Genomic DNA, 19,634 nt, shown 5'->3' with positions numbered 1-19,634 from the left:
TCGCAAGTCCGCGCTTGGGGCCCCTCTTTCGGGGAAGATCTGGCAGGGACTTGAGTCCACGCCGGGTCAGCCGGGACATCTTCGGGCAATGAGGGAAGAGTCGTTATCTATGCAGGTCTGGCCGGGACAGGCGTATCCGCTGGGTGCCACGTACGACGGCGCCGGCACCAACTTCGCGGTCTATTCGGAGGCCGCCCGACGCATCGAGCTGTGCCTCCTCCATGACGACGGGTCCGAGTCCGCGGTGGAACTGCGGGAGACGGACGCCTTCGTCCGTCACGCGTACCTGCCCGGGGTGATGCCGGGGCAGCGGTACGGCTTCCGCGTCCACGGGCCGTACGAGCCCGAGCGCGGCCGCCGCTGCAACGCGGCGAAGCTGCTCCTGGACCCGTACGCGCGGGCCATCAGCGGCCGGGTCAGCTGGAACGAGGCGGTGTACGGCTACCACTTCGGCCGTCCCGACTCGCGCAACGACCTGGACTCCGCCCCGCACACCATGAGCTCGGTGGTGGTGAACCCGTACTTCGACTGGGCCAACGACCGGCCGCCGCGTCACGAGTACCACCACACCGTGCTGTACGAGGCCCACGTCAAGGGCCTGACCATGCACCATCCGGACCTCCCGGAGGAGCTGCGGGGCACCTACGGGGCGCTCGCGCATCCCGCGGTCATCGGCCACCTCACCAAGCTCGGGGTGACGGCGCTGGAGCTGATGCCGGTGCACCAGTTCGTCAACGACCACCGGCTGGTCAACGACGGGCTGAGCAACTACTGGGGTTACAACACCATCGGATTCTTCGCCCCGCACAACGGCTACGCCTCGGGCGACCGCGGCCAGCAGGTGCTGGAGTTCAAGTCGGCGGTCCGGGCCCTGCACGAGGCCGGCATCGAGGTGATCCTCGACGTGGTCTACAACCACACGGCCGAGGGGAACCACCTGGGGCCGACACTGTCCTTCCGCGGGCTGGACAACGCCTCGTACTACCGGCTGGCGGACGACCCGCGCCACTACATGGACACCACCGGCACCGGCAACTCGCTGCTGATGCGCTCCCCGCACGTGCTCCAGCTGATCATGGACTCGCTGCGCTACTGGGTGACCGAGATGCACGTGGACGGCTTCCGCTTCGATCTCGCGGCGACGCTGGCCCGCCAGTTCCACGAGGTGGACCGGCTGTCCTCGTTCTTCGACCTGGTCCAGCAGGATCCCGTGGTGAGCCAGGTGAAGCTGATCGCGGAGCCCTGGGACCTGGGCGAGGGCGGCTACCAGGTGGGCAACTTCCCGCCGCTGTGGACCGAGTGGAACGGCAAGTACCGGGACACCGTACGGGACCTGTGGCGCGGGCAGCCGCGCACGCTGGCCGAGTTCGCGGGGCGGCTGACCGGCTCCTCCGACCTCTACCAGGACGACGGACGGCGCCCGCTGGCGTCGATCAACTTCACCACCTGCCACGACGGTTTCACCCTGAACGACCTGGTGTCGTACGACGAGAAGCACAACGAGGCGAACCGGGAGGGCAATCGGGACGGCGAGACCCACAACCGCTCCTGGAACTGCGGTGTGGAGGGTCCCACCGAGGATCCGGAGGTCCTGGAGCTGCGCGAACGCCAGATGCGCAACTTCACGGCCACCCTGATGCTGTCGCAGGGCGTGCCGATGCTCAGCCACGGCGACGAGTTCGGCCGCACCCAGCAGGGCAACAACAACGCGTACTGCCAGGACAACGAGTTGTCGTGGGTGAGCTGGCCGGAGCCCGGTAAACCGGCTCCGTCCCTGCTGGAGTTCACCCGGCGGATGGTGTGGCTGCGCCGCGACCACCCGGTCTTCCGGCGGCGCCGGTTCTTCCACGGGCGGCCGGTGGAGGGCACGCACGACGAGCTCTCCGACATCGCCTGGTTCACCCCGCACGGCGAGGAGATGCGGGCGCGGGACTGGCAGGCGCAGCACGCGAGGGCGCTGACCGTGTTCCTGAACGGGGAGGCGATCTCCGAGCCGGGCACCCGCGGGGAGCGGATCACCGACGACTCGTTCCTGCTGATGTTCAACGCGGGCGCGGAACCGCAGGACTTCACCGTTCCGGCGGGCTTCGGCGCGCAGTGGCGGCTGGTGGTGGACACGGCGCGGGCGGACGTACTGCCACCCGGCACCGGGCCGCAGTATGCGGCCGGGGACCGGGTGGCGCTGACGGGGCGGTGTCTGGTGGTGCTTCAGCGCCCGGCGTAGACGGCGGCGCTCCCGTCCGTCGCCGGGGCGGAGCCGGCCCGCGGGCCCGCGACGCTCACCCTGGCGGTGTGCGTCCGGGCGGCGGGCACCTCGGTGACAAGGGCGAGGAGCAGGCAGAGGGCGGCCGCCCCGACGGCCACGGCGAAGGCCCCTGCGGGGCCGTACCCCTCGGCGAGGCGCCCGCAGGCGACGAGGGCCGTGGCCTGCCCGGCCACCAGGCAGCTGGCGGCGAGGGCCATCGAGGCGGAGAGCCGGGCCGGTTCCACGGACCGCTCGGTGAGCGCGAACGCGGTGATCAGGTGGGGTGCGTAGGCGGCGCCGAGCACAGTGACGACGACGTACAGCGGCCACAGGCCGTCGGTGACCAGCAGCGGCGCCGAGAACACCAGGGCCGCTCCGGTCGCCGCCCGCCAGCGCAGCCGCAGCCCGAAGCGGGCGGGCAGCGCGCCGAGCGAGATGCCGACGACCGCGCTGACGACACCCATGGCCGAGTAGACGACGGCGGCCTGGTCCGGGACGCCGAGCCGGATGGTGAGCGCGGTGATGCCCGCCTGGCAGGCGCCGAACATCGCGCCCTGCAGAAAGAGGGAGCCGCGTACGGCGTGGACCACGCCGGGCGGCCGGACCCGGCTACCCGCACCCCGGTCGCGCGCGGGGAACCCTCCCCCGGACTCCGTCCGGGGGTACCCCCCGGTGACGGCGGCGGTCGGGTGCAGCGCGTAGACGGTGCCGAAGACGGCGACGAGGCCGGCCGCGGCGGCGAGGGCGAAGGCCGGGTGGGCGAGGAGCGCGGCGAGTCCGACCAGGGCGGGGCCGAAGACGAAGGAGACCTCGTCCAGGGTGCCTTCGAGGGCGTGGACCGCGCCTACGACGCTCTCGTCGGCCTTGGCCCGGTGGGCCAGGGCGACGGACCGGGTGCGGGCGAGCGGTCCGATCAGCGGTACGGAGGCGCCGGTGAGCGCGCCGATCGCGGCGAGCGGGACGGTGGCCAGGTGCGCGAGCGCCCCGGCGACCAGGGCGGCGGTGGCCACGGCGTTGACGGCGGCCGCGGCCAGGACGACGCGGCGCTGCCCGTGCCGGTCGGAGAGCCAGCCGAGGACGGGCCCGAAGAGGACCTGTCCGACGGAGAGGGCGCCGCCGACGATACCCGCGGTGGCGAGGGAGCCGCTGGTCTGGGCGACCAGCAGGAAGCTGCCGAACTGGGACATCGCGACGGGCAGTCGGGCGAGGAAAGAGACGAGCGGAAGTAGGGGCCCGGTCAGGGCGATGACTCTTCGATAGGTGTTGACGGTTCCAACCACTTGATCAACGCTAACCCGATGCAGTCACTCGGATGCATTGGGTAATGGCACGGAATCCGGCAGGCTGGGTACGTACGTTCTCATGAGCCAGCCGCACCCGACCCCTGAATCGGAATCTGACGTTCCGACACCTGTCACTCCGACGTCGACCTACCGCCTCCAGCTGTGCCCGGAGTTCCCCTTCGCGGCGGCGGAAGCAGTCGTGCCGCACATCGCCTCGCTCGGCGTGTCACACCTGCACCTCTCCCCCGTCCTGGAGGCTGCACCCGGCTCGACGCACGGCTACGACGTCACCGACCACTCCCGCGTGCGGGCCGAGCTCGGCGGCGAGCCGGGGCTGCGGGCGCTGGCCGGGGCCGCCCGGGCGCACGGGCTCGGCCTGGTCCTCGACATCGTGCCCAACCACATGGCGGTGCCGACCCCGCTGCGGCTGAACCGGCCGCTGTGGGAGGTGCTGCGGGACGGGCCCGCCTCGCCGTACGCACGCTGGTTCGACATCGACTGGGAGGCGGGCGGCGGGCAGGTGCTGCTGCCCGTGCTCGCCGGTCCGGTGGAGACCTGCGAGCTGGAGGCCGACGGCGAGGTGCTGCGCTACGGGGAGCAGGAGTTCCCGCTGCGCGAGGGGACCGCGGGGCTGGCCCTGCCCGAGCTGCTCGCCGCGCAGTGGTACCGGCCGGCCTGGTGGCGCGAGGCCCGTACCTCGCTCAACTACCGCCGCTTCTTCACCATTTCGGATCTGATCGGGGTCCGGGTCGAGGACCCCGAGGTGTTCACCGCCACCCATGCGAAGGTGCTGGAACTGGTCCGGGACGGGGTCGCGGAGGGGCTGCGGATCGACCACGTGGACGGTCTGGCGGACCCGGAGGAGTACCTGCGGCGGCTGCGGGCCGCCGCCGGCGAGCACTGCTGGGTGGTGGTCGAGAAGATCCTGGCCCGCGAGGAGCGGCTGCCGTCGGCCTGGCCGGTGGCGGGGACCACCGGCTACGACGCCCTGCACCGGGTGGACGGGGTGTTCACCGACCCGGAGGGAGCCGCGGAACTGGCGGCCCGGTACGGGGAGAGCACCGGGCTGCCGCAGTGGCCGGAGGCGGCCCGGACGTCCGCACGGGAGGTGCTGACCGGCGACCTGGCCGCCGAGCTGGGGGTACTGGAACGGCAGGCCGGGCCGGAACTGGCGCCAGCCGTAAGGGAGTTGCTGATCGTCTTCCCCGTCTACCGGCCGTACCCCGGCGAGAGCGGCCTGCCGCCGCGGGCCCTGGAACAGGCGGCCGCGGCGGCCAGCGCGGGCGCGGTGGCCGCCGTACGGGAGCTGCTGCTGCGGGATCCGGCCTTCGCCGCCCGCTTCGCCCAGACCTCGGCGGCCCTGCGCGCCAAGTCCCTGGAGGACCGGGCCTTCTACCGGTACGCGCCGCTGCTGTCGGCCACCGAGGTCGGCGGGGAGCCGGGGCGGCCGGCGGTGTCGGCCGCGGAGTTCCACGCGTACTGCGCCGCCCTCGCCGAGGAGTGGCCCGGGGCCGGGACCGTGCTGTCCACGCACGACACCAAGCGCAGCGCGGACGTCCGGGCCCGGATCGCTGCGCTGTCCCAGGCGCCGGAGCTGATGGGCAGCCCGGCCGGGCCCGACCCCCAACTGGCCTGGGTGGCCCACCAGACCGCGGTGGGCCTCGGCAACGTCCCCAAGGCCGGGCCCCGGCTGACCGGCGCCCTGCTCAAGGCGGTCCGCGAGGCGGCCCTGCGCACCAGCTGGACCGAGCCGGACGAGGCGTACGAGGCGGGCGTGGCCTCGTACGTCCAGGGCCCCGTCGACCTCCCGGCGGAGCTGGCCGGGGCCGCCCGGGCGAATCTGCTCGGCATGACCCTGCTGCACCTGGCGATGCCGGGGGTCCCGGAGGTCTACCAGGGCGCGGAGACGGAGTACCGGGCCCTGGTGGACCCCGACAACCGGCGTCCGGCCCACTTCCCCACCGGGGCGCTGAACCGGCTGGACGCCGGCGCCGCCCCGCAGGACCCGGCCGAGGAGAAGCTGAGCCTGACGGCCACCCTGCTGCGGCTCCGGCGGGAGCGGCCCGAGCTCTTCCGGGGCTACGCGCCCGTCCTGGCCCGGGGCCCGGCCGCCGACCACCTGGTGGCCTTCACCCGGGGCCCCGGGCTGCTGGTGGCGGCCACCCGGCTGTCCCACCGGCTGGCGGCCTCCGGCGGCTGGCGCGACACCCGCCTGCACCTGCCGCCCGGCACCTGGACCGCCCTCGTCCCCGGCTCCCCCGACTCCACGCCCTCACACAGCGGTTCGCCCGAGGTCGACGGCCTGCTGGCGGGCCGGCCGGTGGGGATCTGGCTGCGCGGGTGATCCGGCGGGGCCGCGGCCGGCGCCGATCAGCTCCCCGAAGGCGGCCGCGGCCCCGGTCAGCGGGACCCTGGAGAAGACGGCGAGGGGCCGGTGCCACGGTGGGTCGAGGGGGAGCAGTACGCAGTCCTCGCCGACGGCGCCGCGGACCATGTGGGCCGGGGCCATGACGATGCCCACCCCGGCGGCCGCCATCCGTACGGCCGTCGAGGTGTGCTCCGTACGCAGCACCGTGTGCGGGGTGAAGCCGAGCGCCCCGCACGCCCGGTCGAGTACGAGGACCCCGTCGACCAGCGGTTCCATCGCGCAGCGGATCCAGTCGTGATGGGCGAGCTCGGCGAGGCGGACGGCCTTGCGGCCGGCCAGCGGATCGTCGAAGGGGACGACGATGACCAGTTCCTCGCGGCCGGCCGGGAGCAGGGGGCCCTGCCACCCCGCGGGCTCGGGACCCACCGCGAGGTCCGCGACACCCCGTTCCAGCTGTTCCTCCAGCGCCTCGGTGGAGCCGTACTCCCGGATCACCAGGGAGACCCCCGGGTGCAGGGACCGCCAGCGGGCGGCGACGCCGGGCAGCAGGCCGACGGCCAGGGCGTGCACGGTGGCGATGTGCAGCTCCCCGCCGGCCACCCCCGCCGCGGCGCGGGCGGCCCGCTCGGCCTGGTGGGCACTGCGGACGGCGAGCTGCGCGTGCGGGAGGAAGGCACGGCCCATGGCGGTGAGCCGGACCCCGCGCGGCATGCGCTCCAGCAGCGCGCCGCCCACGGACCGCTCCAGGGCCTTGACCTGGTGGGACAGGGCGGGCTGGGTGACGTGCAGGCTGTCCGCGGCGCGGGTGAAGGAGGACTCCTCCACGACGGCGAGGAAGTACTCCATCTGGCGCAGGCTCATGACCTCCGAGCATAAAGATCCTGCATGGATCCCAGAGGATCATTTCCTTGGACTCGGTCCAACGGGCCCTAGAGGCTGGGCACATGACCAACGACAGCACCGTGGATGTGATCGTGATCGGCGGCGGCACGGGCGGCTACAGCACCGCCCTGCGCGCCTCGGCCCTGGGCTTGAGCGTCCTGCTCGCGGAACGCGACAAGGTCGGCGGGACCTGCCTGCACCGGGGCTGCATCCCCAGCAAGGCCATGCTGCACGCGGCAGAACTCGTCGACGGTATCGCCGAGGCGCGCGAGCGCTGGGGGGTCCGGGTGAGCGTGGACTCGGTCGACTGGACGGCCCTGACCGCCACCCGGGACGAGATCGTCTCCCGCAACCACCGGGGTGTGGAGGGGCACTTGGAGCACGCGGGGGTGCGGGTGGTGCGCAGCGGGGCCCGGTTGACCGGCCTGCGTTCCGTCCGGACCGAGGACGGCCGGGAGTTCACCGCAGTCCGGGGGATCGTGCTGGCCACCGGGTCCCGGCCGCGCACCCTGCCGGGACTGGAGCCCGACGGCCACGCGGTGGTGACCAGTGACGACGCGCTGTTCGCGCCCGGGCTGCCGGCTTCGGTGCTGGTGCTGGGCGGCGGGGCGATCGGGGTGGAGTACGCGTCCTTCCACCGTTCCATGGGCGCCGGGGTGACCCTGGTCGAGGCCGCGGACCGGCTGGTCCCGCTGGAGGACGCGGACGTGTCCCGGCATCTGGCGCGGGGCCTGAAGAAGCGCGGGATCGACGTGCAGACCGGGGCCCGGCTGGAGGGGGCGGAGCGGCTCGCCTCCGGTGGCGTCCGGGCCACCGTGCGCACCGCGCGCGGGGAGCTGCGCGAGATCCGGGCGGAGCGGCTGCTGGTGGCGGTCGGGCGGGTGCCCGTCACCGACGGGCTGGACCTCGCGGCGGCCGGACTGGCCACCGACGGAAGGGGGTTCGTGGCCCCGGCCGACTGGTCCCGGCTGGAGACCGCCGTCCCGGGGATCCATGTCGTGGGTGACCTGCTGCCGCCGCCCTCACCCGGGCTGGCGCACGCCTCCTTCGCGGAGGGGCTGCTGGTGGCCGAGACGCTGGCCGGGGTGGCGAGCGCGCCGGTGGACTACGCGGCCGTGCCGCGGGTGACCTACTCGGCCCCGCAGACCGCGGCCGTCGGGCTGACGGAGGCGCAGGCGCGCGAGGCGGCGTACGACGTGGTGGTGAACACGATGCCGCTGACCGCCGTGGCCAAGGGCATGGTGCACGGGCAGGGGGGCACCGTGAAGGTGGTCGCGGAACGGGGCGGACGGGTGCTCGGCGTGCACCTGGTCGGGCCACACGTGTCCGAGATGATCGCGGAGAGCCAGCTGATCGTGGGCTGGGACGCGGAGCCGGGCGACGTGGCGCGGCACATCCACGCCCACCCGACGCTCTCGGAGGCGGTCGGAGAGGCCTTCCTGAGCCTTGCGGGCCGCGGCCTGCACCAGCAGTAGCCCGATCCGGACCGGGTCCCCGCCGACACCCCGCAGCCGTGGCCGCAGCTGTTGCCACCGCCGTTGCCGCAGGCCTTGGCCAGGGGTTTCCCGGGGATTCGAGGAAACTTGCGGGGCCCGCGGAGCAGTAGGCGGCGGGCCCCGCGGGCATGGCATCCCTTGTGACTCTCCTCCGTGACATGTGCTACCCCACACCGCAGGAACTCGGGCTCGCCGCCCGCGCTCTGGCGGACGAACACCCCGGCACGGTCCGGCTCCGCCAGGCCGGCACCTCCCGGGCCGGGCAGCCCCTGTGGGTCCTGTCCGTCGCCGCGACGGGCGGCGCCCCGCGCCGGGCGGGCCGCGACGTCCTCGTCGTCGCCGGGGCGCACGCCAACGAACCCGTCGGCGGCGCCACCGTCCTCGCGCTCGCCCGGCGCCTGCTGCGCGAGCCGGCACCACGGGCCGGCTGCGGCTGGCACTTCCTGCTCTGCGCCGACCCGGACGGCGCGGACCTGCACCGCACGCCCCGCCCGTACTCGCTCCTGGACTACCACCGGAACTTCTTCCGGCCGCCCGGTCCCGAACAGCCCGAGTGGGCGCCGTCCTTACTGCCCCCGGACCGGCTGCCGCCCGAGACCCTGGCCCTCACCGCGCTCATCGACGAGCTGCGGCCCGTCCTCCAGGTGTCCCTGCACGCCACCGACCTCGGCGGCACCTGGGTCCAGCTCACCCGGGACATACCCGGCCTCGCCGAGCCGTTCGCGAAATCGGCCGCCGAACTGCGCATCCCGGTGGAGAACGGAGCTTCGGACGCGGCCGGCTGGCCCTCCCCCGGGCCCGGGATCTTCGTCATACCGCAGCCGGGCGGCGAGGCCGCCGGGGCCTTCCACCCGGAGGACACCCGGCTGAGCACCTGGTACCACGCCCACCGCTACGCCGGCACGACCGCGATCGTCGAAGTCCCGATGTGGGCCTCCGACCTGGTGGACGATCCCACCCCGCACCCGGACCCGCGCCGCGCCCTGCGGATGCTGGCCGAGCGGCTCACCTCGGACGCCGCGCTCGTCGCCGCGGTCCGGGGCGGCGGGGGAACGCGGGCGGATCCGCTGCCGTACGGGGATCCGGCCGCGGCGCCCCTGCTGCGCGCGGTGGACTGGACGCTCGCGCTGATCCCGCGGGTCGCCGCCGAGTGGACCAACGCGGCTCCGGCGGAGGCCACGGCGGCGTACATCGCCAGCATCGACGCCTTCGGTCGCCGGCTCTCGCTGCGCGCCGCCGCGATGCTGCTGCGGGTGCTGCGCACCCACGGTCATCCGGCGGCGCCCGGGCTGGACCGGCTGGTCACCGGGTGGTGCGAGGACTTCGCGGCCCGCTTCGGGGCCCGCTGGATCCCGGTGGCCACGCAGGTGGAGCACCAGTCCCGGACCGTCCTGGCCGCCTACGACCGCCTCGTCGCGGCCGACCGGTCGCCCTGAGCGGGGCCGTTGCCGGGGCCGGGGTCCGAGTCGGAGTCGGGAGCAGGAGCGGAGGCAGGGCCGGGAGCGGGGGCGGGCTCCACGGTCAGGGCGTACCGGCGCTTCGGGAACCCGGTGGCCCCGAGCCGGTCGTAGAAGCGGATCGCGCCCTCGTTCCAGTCGGGGGTCTGCCACTGGACCTGGTCGAGGCCGAGCTCGCGGGCCAGACCCGTCACGCCGTCCATCAGGGCGGCGCCCAGGCCGTGGCCGCGGGCCTCCTGCGCCAGGTAGAGGCAGTCCATGTGCAGGTAGTGCCGGGCGTCCCAGAAGGCGAACTCGGCGGAGCAGGCCGCATATCCGGCGACCGTGCCGTCCGCGGTCTCGGCGAGCAGCACCCACAGCCGGGCGTCCTCGGCGAACAGCTGCGGGCCGAGCCGTCCTGCGAGGCCGGCCGGGCGCGGCGCCGATTTCTCGTACGCGACGTGCTCGTGGACGAGTTCGGCCAGGCGGGGCAGGTCCCCGACGCGTGCGCGGCGGATGACGGGCATGTGTTCCATGACGGCCATCCTGCGCGGTCGTACCGCACGGCGGACCGGCGGGGCGTCCTCGGCCCGGCGACCCCGGCGGACGGCCTCAGCTCGCCGAGAGGCGGAAGGTCATGTTCCCGAAGCTGACCTGGTCCCCGTCGCGGACCACGGCGGAGCCGGTCACCCGGCGCCCGTTGACCGTGGTCCCGTTGGTGGAGCCGAGGTCCTTGAGCACCCACGTCCCGTCGCGCAGGCTCAGTTCGGCATGGGTCCGGGAGACGGTCTCGTGGCTGAGCCGCAGTCCGTTGCCGGGGTCGCGGCCGATCCGCAGGGCCGCCGCACTCGGGTGCGGCAGCAGCAGCTTGGGCAGCCGTTCGGCGGTCCAGGCGCGCCGGACCCCGACGGACACGGCCGAGACCCGGCCGACCCAGCCGAACAGCCGACGCGTCCAGGGGCTTTCGGCGGCCTCCCTGCTCTGGAGGTCGGCCGTGAGCACGGCGAGGTCCTCGGAGCGCCGTGCGACGAGGGCCAGTTCCATCCGGCGCAGGAAGGTGTCGTGGGAGAGCTTGCCGAGGGCGGCTCCCTCTCTGAGCTGGCCCAGCGCCCGGTCGCGCTCGGCGTCGGACAGCCGCGGCGCGGGGAAGGCGGGAATCTCGAAACTGGACGTCACAGGGTGATTGTCGGCCCGTCGGGGGCGGAGTGTCCAGAACACCCGCGCCGGGCCCGCGATGATGGGCAGGATAAGCATGCTGGACACCGCCGCCGACGAGGGGACCGTCCGTGCAGTTCGAGGTGTGGGCACCGCCGGCAGGTCACGTCGCGGTGCAGGTCGACGGAGCGGCGTACGACATGGCGCGCGATCCGGACCGGGACGGCTGGTGGACCGTCCGGGCCCCGGCGGCGGACGGGAGCCGCTACGGATTCCTGCTCGACGGAGCGGCCCCCCGGCCCGATCCGCGCGGACGGCGGCTGCCCGACGGGCCCGACGGGCTGTCGGCGGTCGTCGACCTGGAGGCCCTCGCCCCGCGCCCGGCGCAACCGCCTTACACCCGGCTGCAGGACGCGGTCCTGTACGAGCTGCACATCGGCACCTTCACCCCCGAGGGCACCTTCGACGCGGCCGCCGCCCGGCTCGGGCACCTCACCTCCCTGGGCGTCACGCACGTGGAGCTGATGCCGGTCTGTTCCTTCTCCGGCCGGCACGGCTGGGGGTACGACGGGGTCGCGCCCTGGTCGGTGCACGAGCCGTACGGCGGCCCGGCCGGCCTGGCCCGCTTCACGGCCGCCGCGCACGAGGCGGGGCTGGGCGTGGTGCTGGACGTGGTCCACAACCACCTCGGCCCGTCCGGCAACCACCTGCCCGCCTACGGCCCGTACTTCACCGACACCCACCACACCCCGTGGGGCTCCGCGGTGAACCTGGACGCGCCCGGCTCCGACGAGGTGCGCGCCTACCTCCTCGGCAGCGCGCTGGCCTGGCTGCGCGACTACGGGATCGACGGGCTGCGGCTGGACGCGGTGCACGCGCTGGCCGACGACCGGGCGCTGACCTTCCTGGAGGAACTGAGCGCGGCCGTCGACGAACTCGCGGCGGACACCGGCCGCCCGCTGTTCCTGATCGCCGAGTCCGACCGGTGCGATCCGCGCACCACCACCCCGCGCCCGGCCGGGGGCCTGGGCCTGCACGCCCAGTGGAACGACGACTTCCACCACGCCCTGCACTGCGCGCTGACCGGCGAGTCCCAGGCGTACTACGCCGACTTCGCCGTGGCGCCGCTGGCAGCCCTCGCCAAGACCATGACGCGGGTGTTCTTCCACGACGGGACCTTCTCCGCCTTCCGGGGCCGCACCCACGGCCGTCCGGTGGACCACCGCCGGACCCCGGCCCACCGCTTCCTCGGCTACACCCAGACCCACGACCAGATCGGGAACCGGGCGTTCGGCGACCGGCTCTCCGCCTCGCTCTCCCCCGGGCTGCTGGCGTGCGCCGCCGCCGTGGCCCTGACCGGGCCGTTCGTGCCGATGCTGTTCATGGGCGAGGAGTGGGGGGCCGCAACGCCCTGGCAGTACTTCACCGACCACCCCGACCCGGGCCTCGCCGAGGCGGTACGGTCCGGCCGGCGCCGGGAGTTCGCGGCGCACGGCTGGAAGGCCGACGAGATCCCGGACCCGCAGGACCCGGCCACCCGGGACCGCTCCCGCCTGGAATGGGCGGAGCCCGAACAGGGCGTCCACGCCCGCCTGCTGGACTGGTACCGCACCCTGATCTCGCTCCGCCGCACCCATCACGACCTGCGCGACCCGGACCTGGCCGCGGTCCGGGTCGCCCACGACGAGGAGCGTCGCTGGCTCACCTTCCGGCGCGGTGACGTACGGGTGGCCGTGAACCTCTCGCCGGACCCGGTGACGATCGCGCTGGGCCGCAACGGGGTGCGGGTGCTGGCCGCCTGGGAGCCGCTGGAACACCCGGGTCCCGACGGGCGGATCCACGTACCGGGCGAATCGGCGGTCGTCCTCGCCCTGTGAGCCTCACTCCACGACGGCCAGCTCGCGCGGGGCGTTGTTGAGGCGGCGCCCGCCGTCCCCGGTGACGGTCACGATGTCTTCGATGCGGACGCCGAACCGGCCCGGGAGGTAGACGCCCGGCTCCACGGAGAAGCACATGCCGGGGACCATCGGCTGCTCCTCGCCCTCGACCATGTACGGGGGCTCGTGGGTGGTGACGCCGATGCCGTGGCCGGTGCGGTGGATGAAGCGCTCCCCGTAACCGAATTCGGTGATCACGGCGCGGGCCGCCCGGTCCACCTCCTGGCAGGAGACCCCGGGCCGGACCGCGGCCACACCGGCCTGCTGGGCCTCGCGGACGATGTCGTGGACCCGCTGCTCCTCGGCGGTGGGCTCGCCGACGTGCACGGTGCGGGAGATGTCGGAGCCGTAGCCGAAGCGCAGGCCGCCGAAGTCGAGGACCACCATGTCTCCGTGGCGGATGACGCGGTCGCCGGCCTCGTGGTGCGGGTTGGCCCCGTTGGGACCGGAGCCGACGACCGTGAAGTCGACCTGGGAGTGGCCGTGCGCGCGCAGCAGGGCGGCCAGGTCGTCGGCGACGTCCGTCTCCCGGCGGTTCGCGAAGGGCAGGTGGAGGACCTGCGCGTACGCGGCGTCGGCGGCGGCCCCCGCCGCGGCGAGGCGGTCCAGCTCCCGTTCGTCCTTGACCGCGCGGAGCATGGGCAGGCAGTCGGTGAGCGGTGCGTAGGAGGTGTTCGGCAACTCCCGCTGGAGGCCGAGGAGGTGCAGGGCCCAGGTGTTGTCGCTCACCCCGAAGCGCCCGCGGAAGTCCAGCAGCGGGGCGGTCACGGCGTACGGGTTCCTGCCGTCGGCCCAGTCCTGCAGGGTCAGCGCGGCGGCGCCCGGGGCCTGCTCCGCGTCGGGTGCCTCCAGCGCGGGCACGATGAGCACGGGGTCCTGCCCGGCGGCCAGCACGAGCAGGGTCAGCCGCTCGGTCTCGGCGGTGGGCCGGTATCCGGTGAGGTGCGTGAGGTCGGGTCCGGGGGCGATCAGCAGACCGGCCAGTCCCGCCTCGGCGGCGGTCCGGGCGGCGGCGGCCATCCGGGCCGCGTAGTCGTCGGCAGTGAAGGGTGCGGGTTCACTTGTCATACGGGTGATCCTGCCGCGAGCCGCGCCGCGAGGGCAGCGGCCGCGCCGGTCGGGCTGCCCGGTGACAGGAGCTCCGTACGGTGCACCAGGCGTGGGGCGGACAGCGGTACGGCGACCCCCGTGCCGGCGGCCCGCGCCACGCGGCCCGGCAGCAGGACCAGTCCGTGTCCGGCGGCGGCGAGGGCGCAGAGGCCGAGCAGGTCGGTGCCCTCGTAGCGGACGGAGGCGCGGGCGGCGGTGAGCGGCAGTCCCAGGCCGGGGGCGTCGATCCAGCGCGCGTCGGCGAGGTCGTCCAGCCGGACGGCGGCCCGCCCGGCGAGCGGGTGCCCGGCGGGCAGCAGCACGACCGGCTCCTCCTGCGCGACGGCCGTCACGGTGAGCGGGGCCACGTCGGGCAGCCGCAGCGGATCGTTCGGCGCGGCGAGGCCGTCGACCAGGCCGAGGTCGCAGCCGCCGGTGGCGACGGCGGCCGGCACCTCGGCCGGGGGCATCACGCGCAGGGTGACTCCGGTGGCGGGCAGCGCCGCGAGCAGCCGGGGGCCGAGGGCGAGCGGGGAGGCGGCGAGCGTGACGCGCCCGGGCGGGGCGGCGGCCAGCCGCAGCACGTCGGCCCGCGCGGCGTCGAGCCGCAGCAGCAGCGGCCCGGCGTGCTCCAGCAGCCGCACCCCGGCCGGGGTCGGGGCGACGGGGCGGCGGGTGAGCAGCTCCGCCCGCAGGTCCCCTTCCAGCGCGGCGATGTGCTGGGAGACGGCGGACTGGGTGTAGCCCAGCTCGCGGGCGGCAGCGGAGAAGGAGGAGAGCCGGGCCACGGCGACGAAGGTGCGGAGCAGGTGTGGATCCATGACCGGCAGGATCCCATCAGGATCACTGATCGAAGGTGCACGAATCATCGTTGGCGCTGAAGCGGGGCCGGGTCGCACGATGGCCGGTATGACCACCGCACCGACCTCACGGACCGCGCCGACCGCGCCGACCGCCCGGATCGCCCTCGTCGGCGACCGCTCCCCGCATGTGGCGTCCCACACCCGGATCCCCCTCCTCCTCGACGCCCTGGCCACCCGCGACGGACTCGTCCTCGACGGCTACTGGATCCCCACAGGCGATGCGGAGGCCGAGGCCGCCGCCGGGACCCTGGCCCGCTTCGACGCCGTGTGGGTGCTCCCGGGGAGTCCGTACGCGAGCGAGGCCGGGGCGCTGGCCGCGATCCGGGTGGCCCGTGAGGAGGGCGTCCCCTTCCTCGGGACGTGCGGGGGCTTCCAGCACGCACTGCTGGAGTACGGCCGGAACGTCTGCGGTCTGACCGGCGTCGCGCACGCCGAGAACGAGCCCGGGGCGGCGGACCTGCTGATCGCCCCGCTCGCCTGTTCGCTCGTCGGGCACGAGGGCCTCGTACGGACCGAGCCCGGCTCGCTCGCCGAGACCGCGCTCGGTGCGGAGCGGTCGATGGAGCGCTACCACTGCGGTTACGGACCGGCGCCCCGGCACCTGCCGACGCTCGTCGAGCACGGCCTGCGGCTGTCGGGGCACGACGAGGAGGGGCAGGTGCGCATCGCGGAGCTGCCCGGGCACCCCTTCTTCCTAGCCACGCTCTTCCAGCCGGAGCTGCAGGGGGACGGGTCGAGGCCGCATCCGATCGTCCGGGCGCTCGGCGCGGCCGCCGTCGTCCGCGCCCGTGCCCGGGACGCGGGCCGGGCCGCAAGCAGCTCCACGGCCGGATAACGCGTCGCGGGACCACCCCTCTGATCGGCTATGCTGTGCTTGCACATCGAACGGGTGGTCCGCCGCCCTTCGTGGTGGGTGTAGCTCAGTTGGTAGAGCACCTGGTTGTGGTCCAGGTGGCCGCGGGTTCAAGTCCCGTCACTCACCCTGTTGATCCCGTGGGGCACGAGGTTTCCTCGTGCCCCACGGGTTTTTTCGTGTGTCCTCCGGCTAGATCCGGAGGAAGGCCTCCACCTCGGTGACGAAGGCCACCGGGGTCTCGTGCGGCGGGTAGTGGCCGGAGCCCGGGATCGTCACGATCCGGCAGTCCGGGTACGACGCCTGCCAGGTGGCCCGCATCACATCCGGGGTGATCGCCAGGTCGTACTCCCCGACGAGGACGAGCACCGGGACCGTGTTGCCCTTCACCGCGTCGGACAGGTCGAGCGGCTGCCAGCTCGCGAGGTAACCGGCGAAGGCCTCGGGGCGGGAGACGGCGAGGGAGTGGGCGACCATCCGGTCGAGCCAGTGGCGGCTCACCCGGTTGCCGGTGACCAGGTCGAGGATGGCGCGGCGCTTCTCGGGGTCGGTCGCGGCGCCGTGGAAGAGCGAGTGGGTGGCGTCGTCCATCGCGTAGGGCCCGGCCGGGACCGGGGCGAGGCCGATCAGTTTCTCCACGCGCTCGGGGGCCCGGACGAGAACCTGCTGGACCGCCTTGCCGCCCATCGAGTGGCCGAGGAGGGAGAACGTGTCCCAGCCGAGCTCGTCGGCGAGTGCGAGGACGTCGTCGGCGATCTCGGCCAGGTTGTGGCGGCCCGCGACGTCCCGGCGGTCGCCGTATCCGCGGTAGTCGAGGAAGACGTAGCTGAAGCCCTCGGGGTCCAGGTGGTCCAGTACGGAACCCCAGTTCGCGGAGGTGCCGAACCAGTCGTGCAGCACGATGACGCGGACGGGTCCGGTGCCGATCCTGCGGTGGGCGATGGCCATGCGTTCTCCCTCGGTGACGGAGGTGGTGACAACCGACGCCGTACGTCATGCCCATCGCGCCTACCATCACACCGTGAGCCCGACATCGCGCACCGACCGTCTGGTCATGGGGGACTTCTCCCGGGCCGACGGGGCCCGGCACCCCCACCACCCGCGCAGCTACGAGATCACCGATCCCGCCGAGGCCGCCGAGGTACGGGCCGTCCGGGAGCTGGGCCGGTTGCGCGCCGCCGCGGCCGGCGACGTGGTGTTCACGTGCGCCTGCGAGGACGGCGACGGGGCCCACCACCCCACCCCCGAGTCGAACCGGCTGCTGAACCCGCTGTCCCCCGAAGGGATACCGGCCCGGCACCGCGCGCGGTGGGTGGCCGCGGCGCCCGCGGAGCTGCGGGAGTACGCCGGGACCCTCGCCGCGGGCGAGGAGGATCCCGCGGCGCCGCGCGGGGTGCCGCTGAGCGTGGCCTTCGGCTGGCTGGGCGCCGTACGGGAGGAGCCGCGCGACGCGGCGTGGCTCCTCGCCGAACGGGCCCCGCTGCGCCTGTTGGCCGGGGCCGCCACCGCGGAACTGGCCTGGGCCGTGCGGGAGACGGACCGGGCCGGCCTGGAAGGGGCCGTGCGGTTCTTCGCGAGCGAGGAGTTCACCACCCGGCACCCGAAGCGGCGCCGGGTGCCGGACACCGCGCGGGACCTCCTGCTCCGTTACGCCCGCAGCCACCGTCCCGCGGACCTCCCGGTCCTGGAACGGCGGCTGCTGCGTGCGCCGGAGGACCGGATCAGACGGTCCTGATCGCCGGGTCCGAGACGCTCGGGGCGCCGGTTTCCACGTGCCCTGCGAAGCGCCGCAGGAAGGTGGCATCGGCGTCGGAGACGACCTTCACGTCGTACCAGTGGGCCGAGGCGGCGAGGGCCACCGTGTGGGAGACGCTCGCACCGGCCGCCACCCGGAGGATCTGGGGCGCGCCGCCGTAGGCGTTGGTCACCGTGAGGTTGACCGCCGCCGTCCCGGAGTTGGTCAGGGTGAGGGCCAGGCTGCCGGTGGGCGCGACGTGGCGGGCCGTGACCTCCGGGCCGGTCTTCTTCGCCGGGCCCTGCCAGGTGCGCAGGAAGCCGTTCGGTCCCCACACCGTGAGGTCGATCCGGTTGCCCGTGGCGCTGCTCGTGGACCAGGTGTCCGAGAGGGTCTTGCCGGCCTCGACCGTGTAGGGCCACGGGCCGTCCGTACGGTTGCCCGAGGTGCTGTGGAAGTGCGCGCCCAGAGTGGGGCCGGAGGAGAAGGTGAGGGTGAACTTGCCGGTGGAGGTGGTGCGGGCGCCGTCCACGTAGGGGCTGTAGCCGAGCGCCCTGGCCGGCTTGGAGCCGGCCTCCTGCCGGGGCAGGGTGCCCGTGGCCGGCGGGGTCGGGTGGTAGGACGGGTGGCGGTTCTTGTCCGGCGGGACGTACCCGGCCGTGGACGGGAGGGCGGCGGGCGCGGAATCGGCCCGGGTGAAGTCGAAGGCCGAGGTCAGGTCGCCGCAGACGGCTCGGCGCCACGGGGAGATCTGGGGCTCCTGCACCCCGAAGCGCTTCTCCATGAAGCGGATCACGGAGGTGTGGTCGAAGGTCTCGGAGCAGACGTAGCCGCCCTTGCTCCAGGGGGAGACCACGATCATCGGGACGCGCGGCCCGAGCCCGTACGGTCCGGCCGCGTACCCGCCGCCGCCCGCGTAGAGGTCCTTCGACACGTCCGCCGTGGACAGGCCCCAGGCCGAGGAGGCCGGCGGGTACGGCGGGACCACGTGGTCGAAGAAGCCGTCGTTCTCGTCGTAGGTGATGAAGAGGGCGGTCTTCGCCCAGACCTCCGGGTTCGCGGTCAGCGCGTCCAGGACCTGCGAGATGTACCAGGCGCCGAAGTTCGTCGGCCAGTTCGAGTGCTCGCTGAACGCCTCGGGGGCGGCGATCCAGGAGACCTGCGGGAGGCTGCCGCCCACCACGTCGGCGCGCAGCCGGTCGAAGTATCCGTCGCCCGCCTTGACGTTCGTGCCGGTGCGGGCCTTCTCGTACAGGGCGCTGCCGGGCTGGGCATTGCGGTAGTTGTTGAAGTACAGCAGCGAGTTGTCGCCGTAGTTGCCGCGGAAGGCGTCGTTGATCCAGCCCCAGGAGCCGGCTGCGTTCAGGCCGTCGCCGATGTCCTGGTAGACCTTCCACGAGATCCCGGCGGACTCCAGCCGCTCGGGGTAGGTCTTCCAGCCGTAGCCGGCCTCCTGGTTGCCGAGGACCGGGCCGCCGCCCGTTCCGTCGTTGCCCGTGTGGCCCGTCCACATGTAGTAGCGGTTCGGGTCCGTGGCGCCGATGAAGGAGCAGTGGTAGGCGTCGCACACCGTGAAGGCGTCGGCGAGGGCGTAGTGGAACGGGATGTCGTTCCGGGTCATGTAGGACATGGTCGTGGCCGTCTTCGCCGGGACCCACTTGTCGTACTTACCGTTGTTGTACGCCTGGTGGCCGCCGGCCCAGTCGTGGTTGAGCCCCTCCAGGAACTGCATGCCGAGGTCCTGGATCTGCGGGTTGAAGGGCAGGATGTCCTTCGTCCCGTTCGACTGGTGGAAGACCGACCTGCCGTTGTCCTGGAGGACCGGCCGCGGGTCACCGAAGCCCCGGACCCCCTTCATCGCGCCGAAGTAGTGGTCGAAGGACCGGTTCTCCTGCATCAGGACGACGATGTGCTCGATGTCCTGGATGGTTCCGGTGGCGCCCTGCGCAGGGATGGCGGCGGCCCGCGCGATGCTGTCGTTCAGCATCGTGAGGGCAGCGGTGCCACCGGCTATCTGCAGGAACCTGCGACGGTTGAGTTCTGCCATGGGGTGACGACCTCTGCGGGTGAGGGGGGAGTCGAGGGGCGCCCCAAGGACAGCGGTCCCGGGGTACCGGCCGGAGATCACTTCGTGACACTGCGCCGTACACCTGGAGAACGGAAAGCGCTCCCGAAGGACCTGCGCATCTGCTGAAATGACCTCCCAGACACTGCACGGGGGGCGCAGAGCGGATGGCGGGGACCGACTTCGGGCATGCCCTCGGGCCGTCCCGCGCGCTCTCCGCCATGCCG

The 19,634-nt window shown here is 73.8% G+C and carries 15 protein-coding genes and 1 tRNA gene; 8 read left to right on the top strand and 8 right to left on the bottom strand.

What is annotated here, in order from left to right; translation table 11 throughout:
• Nucleotides 1-109: 109 nt before the first annotated feature.
• Nucleotides 110-2,224 carry a glycogen debranching protein GlgX gene (gene glgX / locus OG444_RS29490; protein WP_327265029.1) on the top strand — a complete coding sequence of 705 codons (2,115 nt, stop codon included), beginning with the start codon at nt 110-112 and terminating at the stop codon, nt 2,222-2,224.
• Here the strand turns inward: glgX and OG444_RS29485 are convergent.
• Complete coding sequence (locus tag OG444_RS29485) at nt 2,209-3,525, bottom strand: MFS transporter (RefSeq protein ID WP_327265028.1); 1,317 nt, start codon at nt 3,523-3,525, stop codon at nt 2,209-2,211. The two genes, glgX and OG444_RS29485, sit on opposite strands and share 16 nt — an antisense overlap.
• An 82-nt stretch (nt 3,526-3,607) precedes the next feature.
• Between OG444_RS29485 and treY the strand changes: the two genes are divergently transcribed.
• Nucleotides 3,608-5,872 carry a malto-oligosyltrehalose synthase gene (gene treY, locus OG444_RS29480; RefSeq protein WP_327265027.1) on the top strand — a complete coding sequence of 755 codons (2,265 nt, stop codon included), beginning with the start codon at nt 3,608-3,610 and terminating at the stop codon, nt 5,870-5,872.
• Here the strand turns inward: treY and OG444_RS29475 are convergent.
• Nucleotides 5,801-6,757 carry a LysR family transcriptional regulator gene (locus tag OG444_RS29475; RefSeq protein ID WP_327265026.1) on the bottom strand — a complete coding sequence of 319 codons (957 nt, stop codon included), beginning with the start codon at nt 6,755-6,757 and terminating at the stop codon, nt 5,801-5,803. The two genes, treY and OG444_RS29475, sit on opposite strands and share 72 nt — an antisense overlap.
• An 83-nt stretch (nt 6,758-6,840) precedes the next feature.
• Between OG444_RS29475 and lpdA the strand changes: the two genes are divergently transcribed.
• Nucleotides 6,841-8,253: a dihydrolipoyl dehydrogenase gene (gene lpdA / locus OG444_RS29470; protein WP_327265025.1), complete on the top strand. Its 1,413-nt coding sequence runs from the start codon at nt 6,841-6,843 to the stop codon at nt 8,251-8,253.
• A 179-nt stretch (nt 8,254-8,432) separates the two neighbouring features.
• Complete coding sequence (locus tag OG444_RS29465; RefSeq protein ID WP_327265024.1) at nt 8,433-9,710, top strand: M14 family zinc carboxypeptidase; 1,278 nt, start codon at nt 8,433-8,435, stop codon at nt 9,708-9,710.
• Here OG444_RS29465 and OG444_RS29460 read toward each other — a convergent pair.
• Both OG444_RS29460 and OG444_RS29455 read right to left on the bottom strand, forming a co-directional pair.
• Nucleotides 9,674-10,246: a GNAT family N-acetyltransferase gene (locus OG444_RS29460; RefSeq protein WP_327265023.1), complete on the bottom strand. Its 573-nt coding sequence runs from the start codon at nt 10,244-10,246 to the stop codon at nt 9,674-9,676. The genes OG444_RS29465 and OG444_RS29460 overlap by 37 nt on opposite strands.
• 76 nt (nt 10,247-10,322) lie before the next feature.
• A complete protein-coding gene (locus OG444_RS29455) occupies nt 10,323-10,886 on the bottom strand; it encodes a DUF1707 and FHA domain-containing protein (protein WP_327265022.1) in 564 nt (187 codons plus the stop codon).
• A gap of 110 nt (nt 10,887-10,996) precedes the next feature.
• Between OG444_RS29455 and treZ the strand changes: the two genes are divergently transcribed.
• A complete protein-coding gene (treZ, locus tag OG444_RS29450) occupies nt 10,997-12,742 on the top strand; it encodes a malto-oligosyltrehalose trehalohydrolase (protein ID WP_327265021.1) in 1,746 nt (581 codons plus the stop codon).
• A gap of 3 nt (nt 12,743-12,745) precedes the next feature.
• Here the strand turns inward: treZ and OG444_RS29445 are convergent, their stop codons facing one another.
• On the bottom strand, nt 12,746-13,870 hold the full coding sequence (locus OG444_RS29445) for an aminopeptidase P family protein (protein ID WP_327265020.1): 1,125 nt from the start codon (nt 13,868-13,870) through the stop codon (nt 12,746-12,748).
• Nucleotides 13,867-14,712, bottom strand: a complete 846-nt coding sequence (locus tag OG444_RS29440) for a LysR family transcriptional regulator (RefSeq protein WP_327265019.1) — start codon at nt 14,710-14,712, stop codon at nt 13,867-13,869. Before OG444_RS29440 ends, OG444_RS29445 begins: the two co-directional genes overlap by 4 nt.
• Nucleotides 14,713-14,800: 88 nt before the next feature.
• On the opposite strand from OG444_RS29440, the gene OG444_RS29435 reads away from it, so the two are divergent.
• Both OG444_RS29435 and OG444_RS29430 read left to right on the top strand, forming a co-directional pair.
• On the top strand, nt 14,801-15,589 hold the full coding sequence (locus OG444_RS29435) for a CTP synthase C-terminal region-related (seleno)protein (RefSeq protein ID WP_327265018.1): 789 nt from the start codon (nt 14,801-14,803) through the stop codon (nt 15,587-15,589).
• A 74-nt stretch (nt 15,590-15,663) separates the two neighbouring features.
• Nucleotides 15,664-15,736, top strand: a tRNA-His gene (locus tag OG444_RS29430).
• A gap of 63 nt (nt 15,737-15,799) precedes the next feature.
• Here OG444_RS29430 and OG444_RS29425 read toward each other — a convergent pair.
• Entirely contained in the window at nt 15,800-16,555 is a 756-nt protein-coding gene (locus tag OG444_RS29425; RefSeq protein WP_327265017.1) for an alpha/beta fold hydrolase, read from the bottom strand.
• 73 nt (nt 16,556-16,628) lie between these two features.
• On the opposite strand from OG444_RS29425, the gene OG444_RS29420 reads away from it, so the two are divergent.
• Complete coding sequence (locus OG444_RS29420; RefSeq protein ID WP_327265016.1) at nt 16,629-17,342, top strand: hypothetical protein; 714 nt, start codon at nt 16,629-16,631, stop codon at nt 17,340-17,342.
• Here OG444_RS29420 and OG444_RS29415 read toward each other — a convergent pair.
• Nucleotides 17,329-19,389 (bottom strand): phosphocholine-specific phospholipase C, encoded by a 2,061-nt coding sequence (locus OG444_RS29415; RefSeq protein WP_327265015.1) that lies wholly within the window; start codon nt 19,387-19,389, stop codon nt 17,329-17,331. The genes OG444_RS29420 and OG444_RS29415 overlap by 14 nt on opposite strands.
• Nucleotides 19,390-19,634: the final 245 nt, after the last annotated feature.

The organism is Streptomyces sp. NBC_01232 (genome assembly GCF_035989885.1).
Taxonomy (GTDB): domain Bacteria; phylum Actinomycetota; class Actinomycetes; order Streptomycetales; family Streptomycetaceae; genus Streptomyces.
Note: the sequence above shows the minus strand (reverse complement) of the source record. Positions and strands in the feature narration are given on the sequence as shown.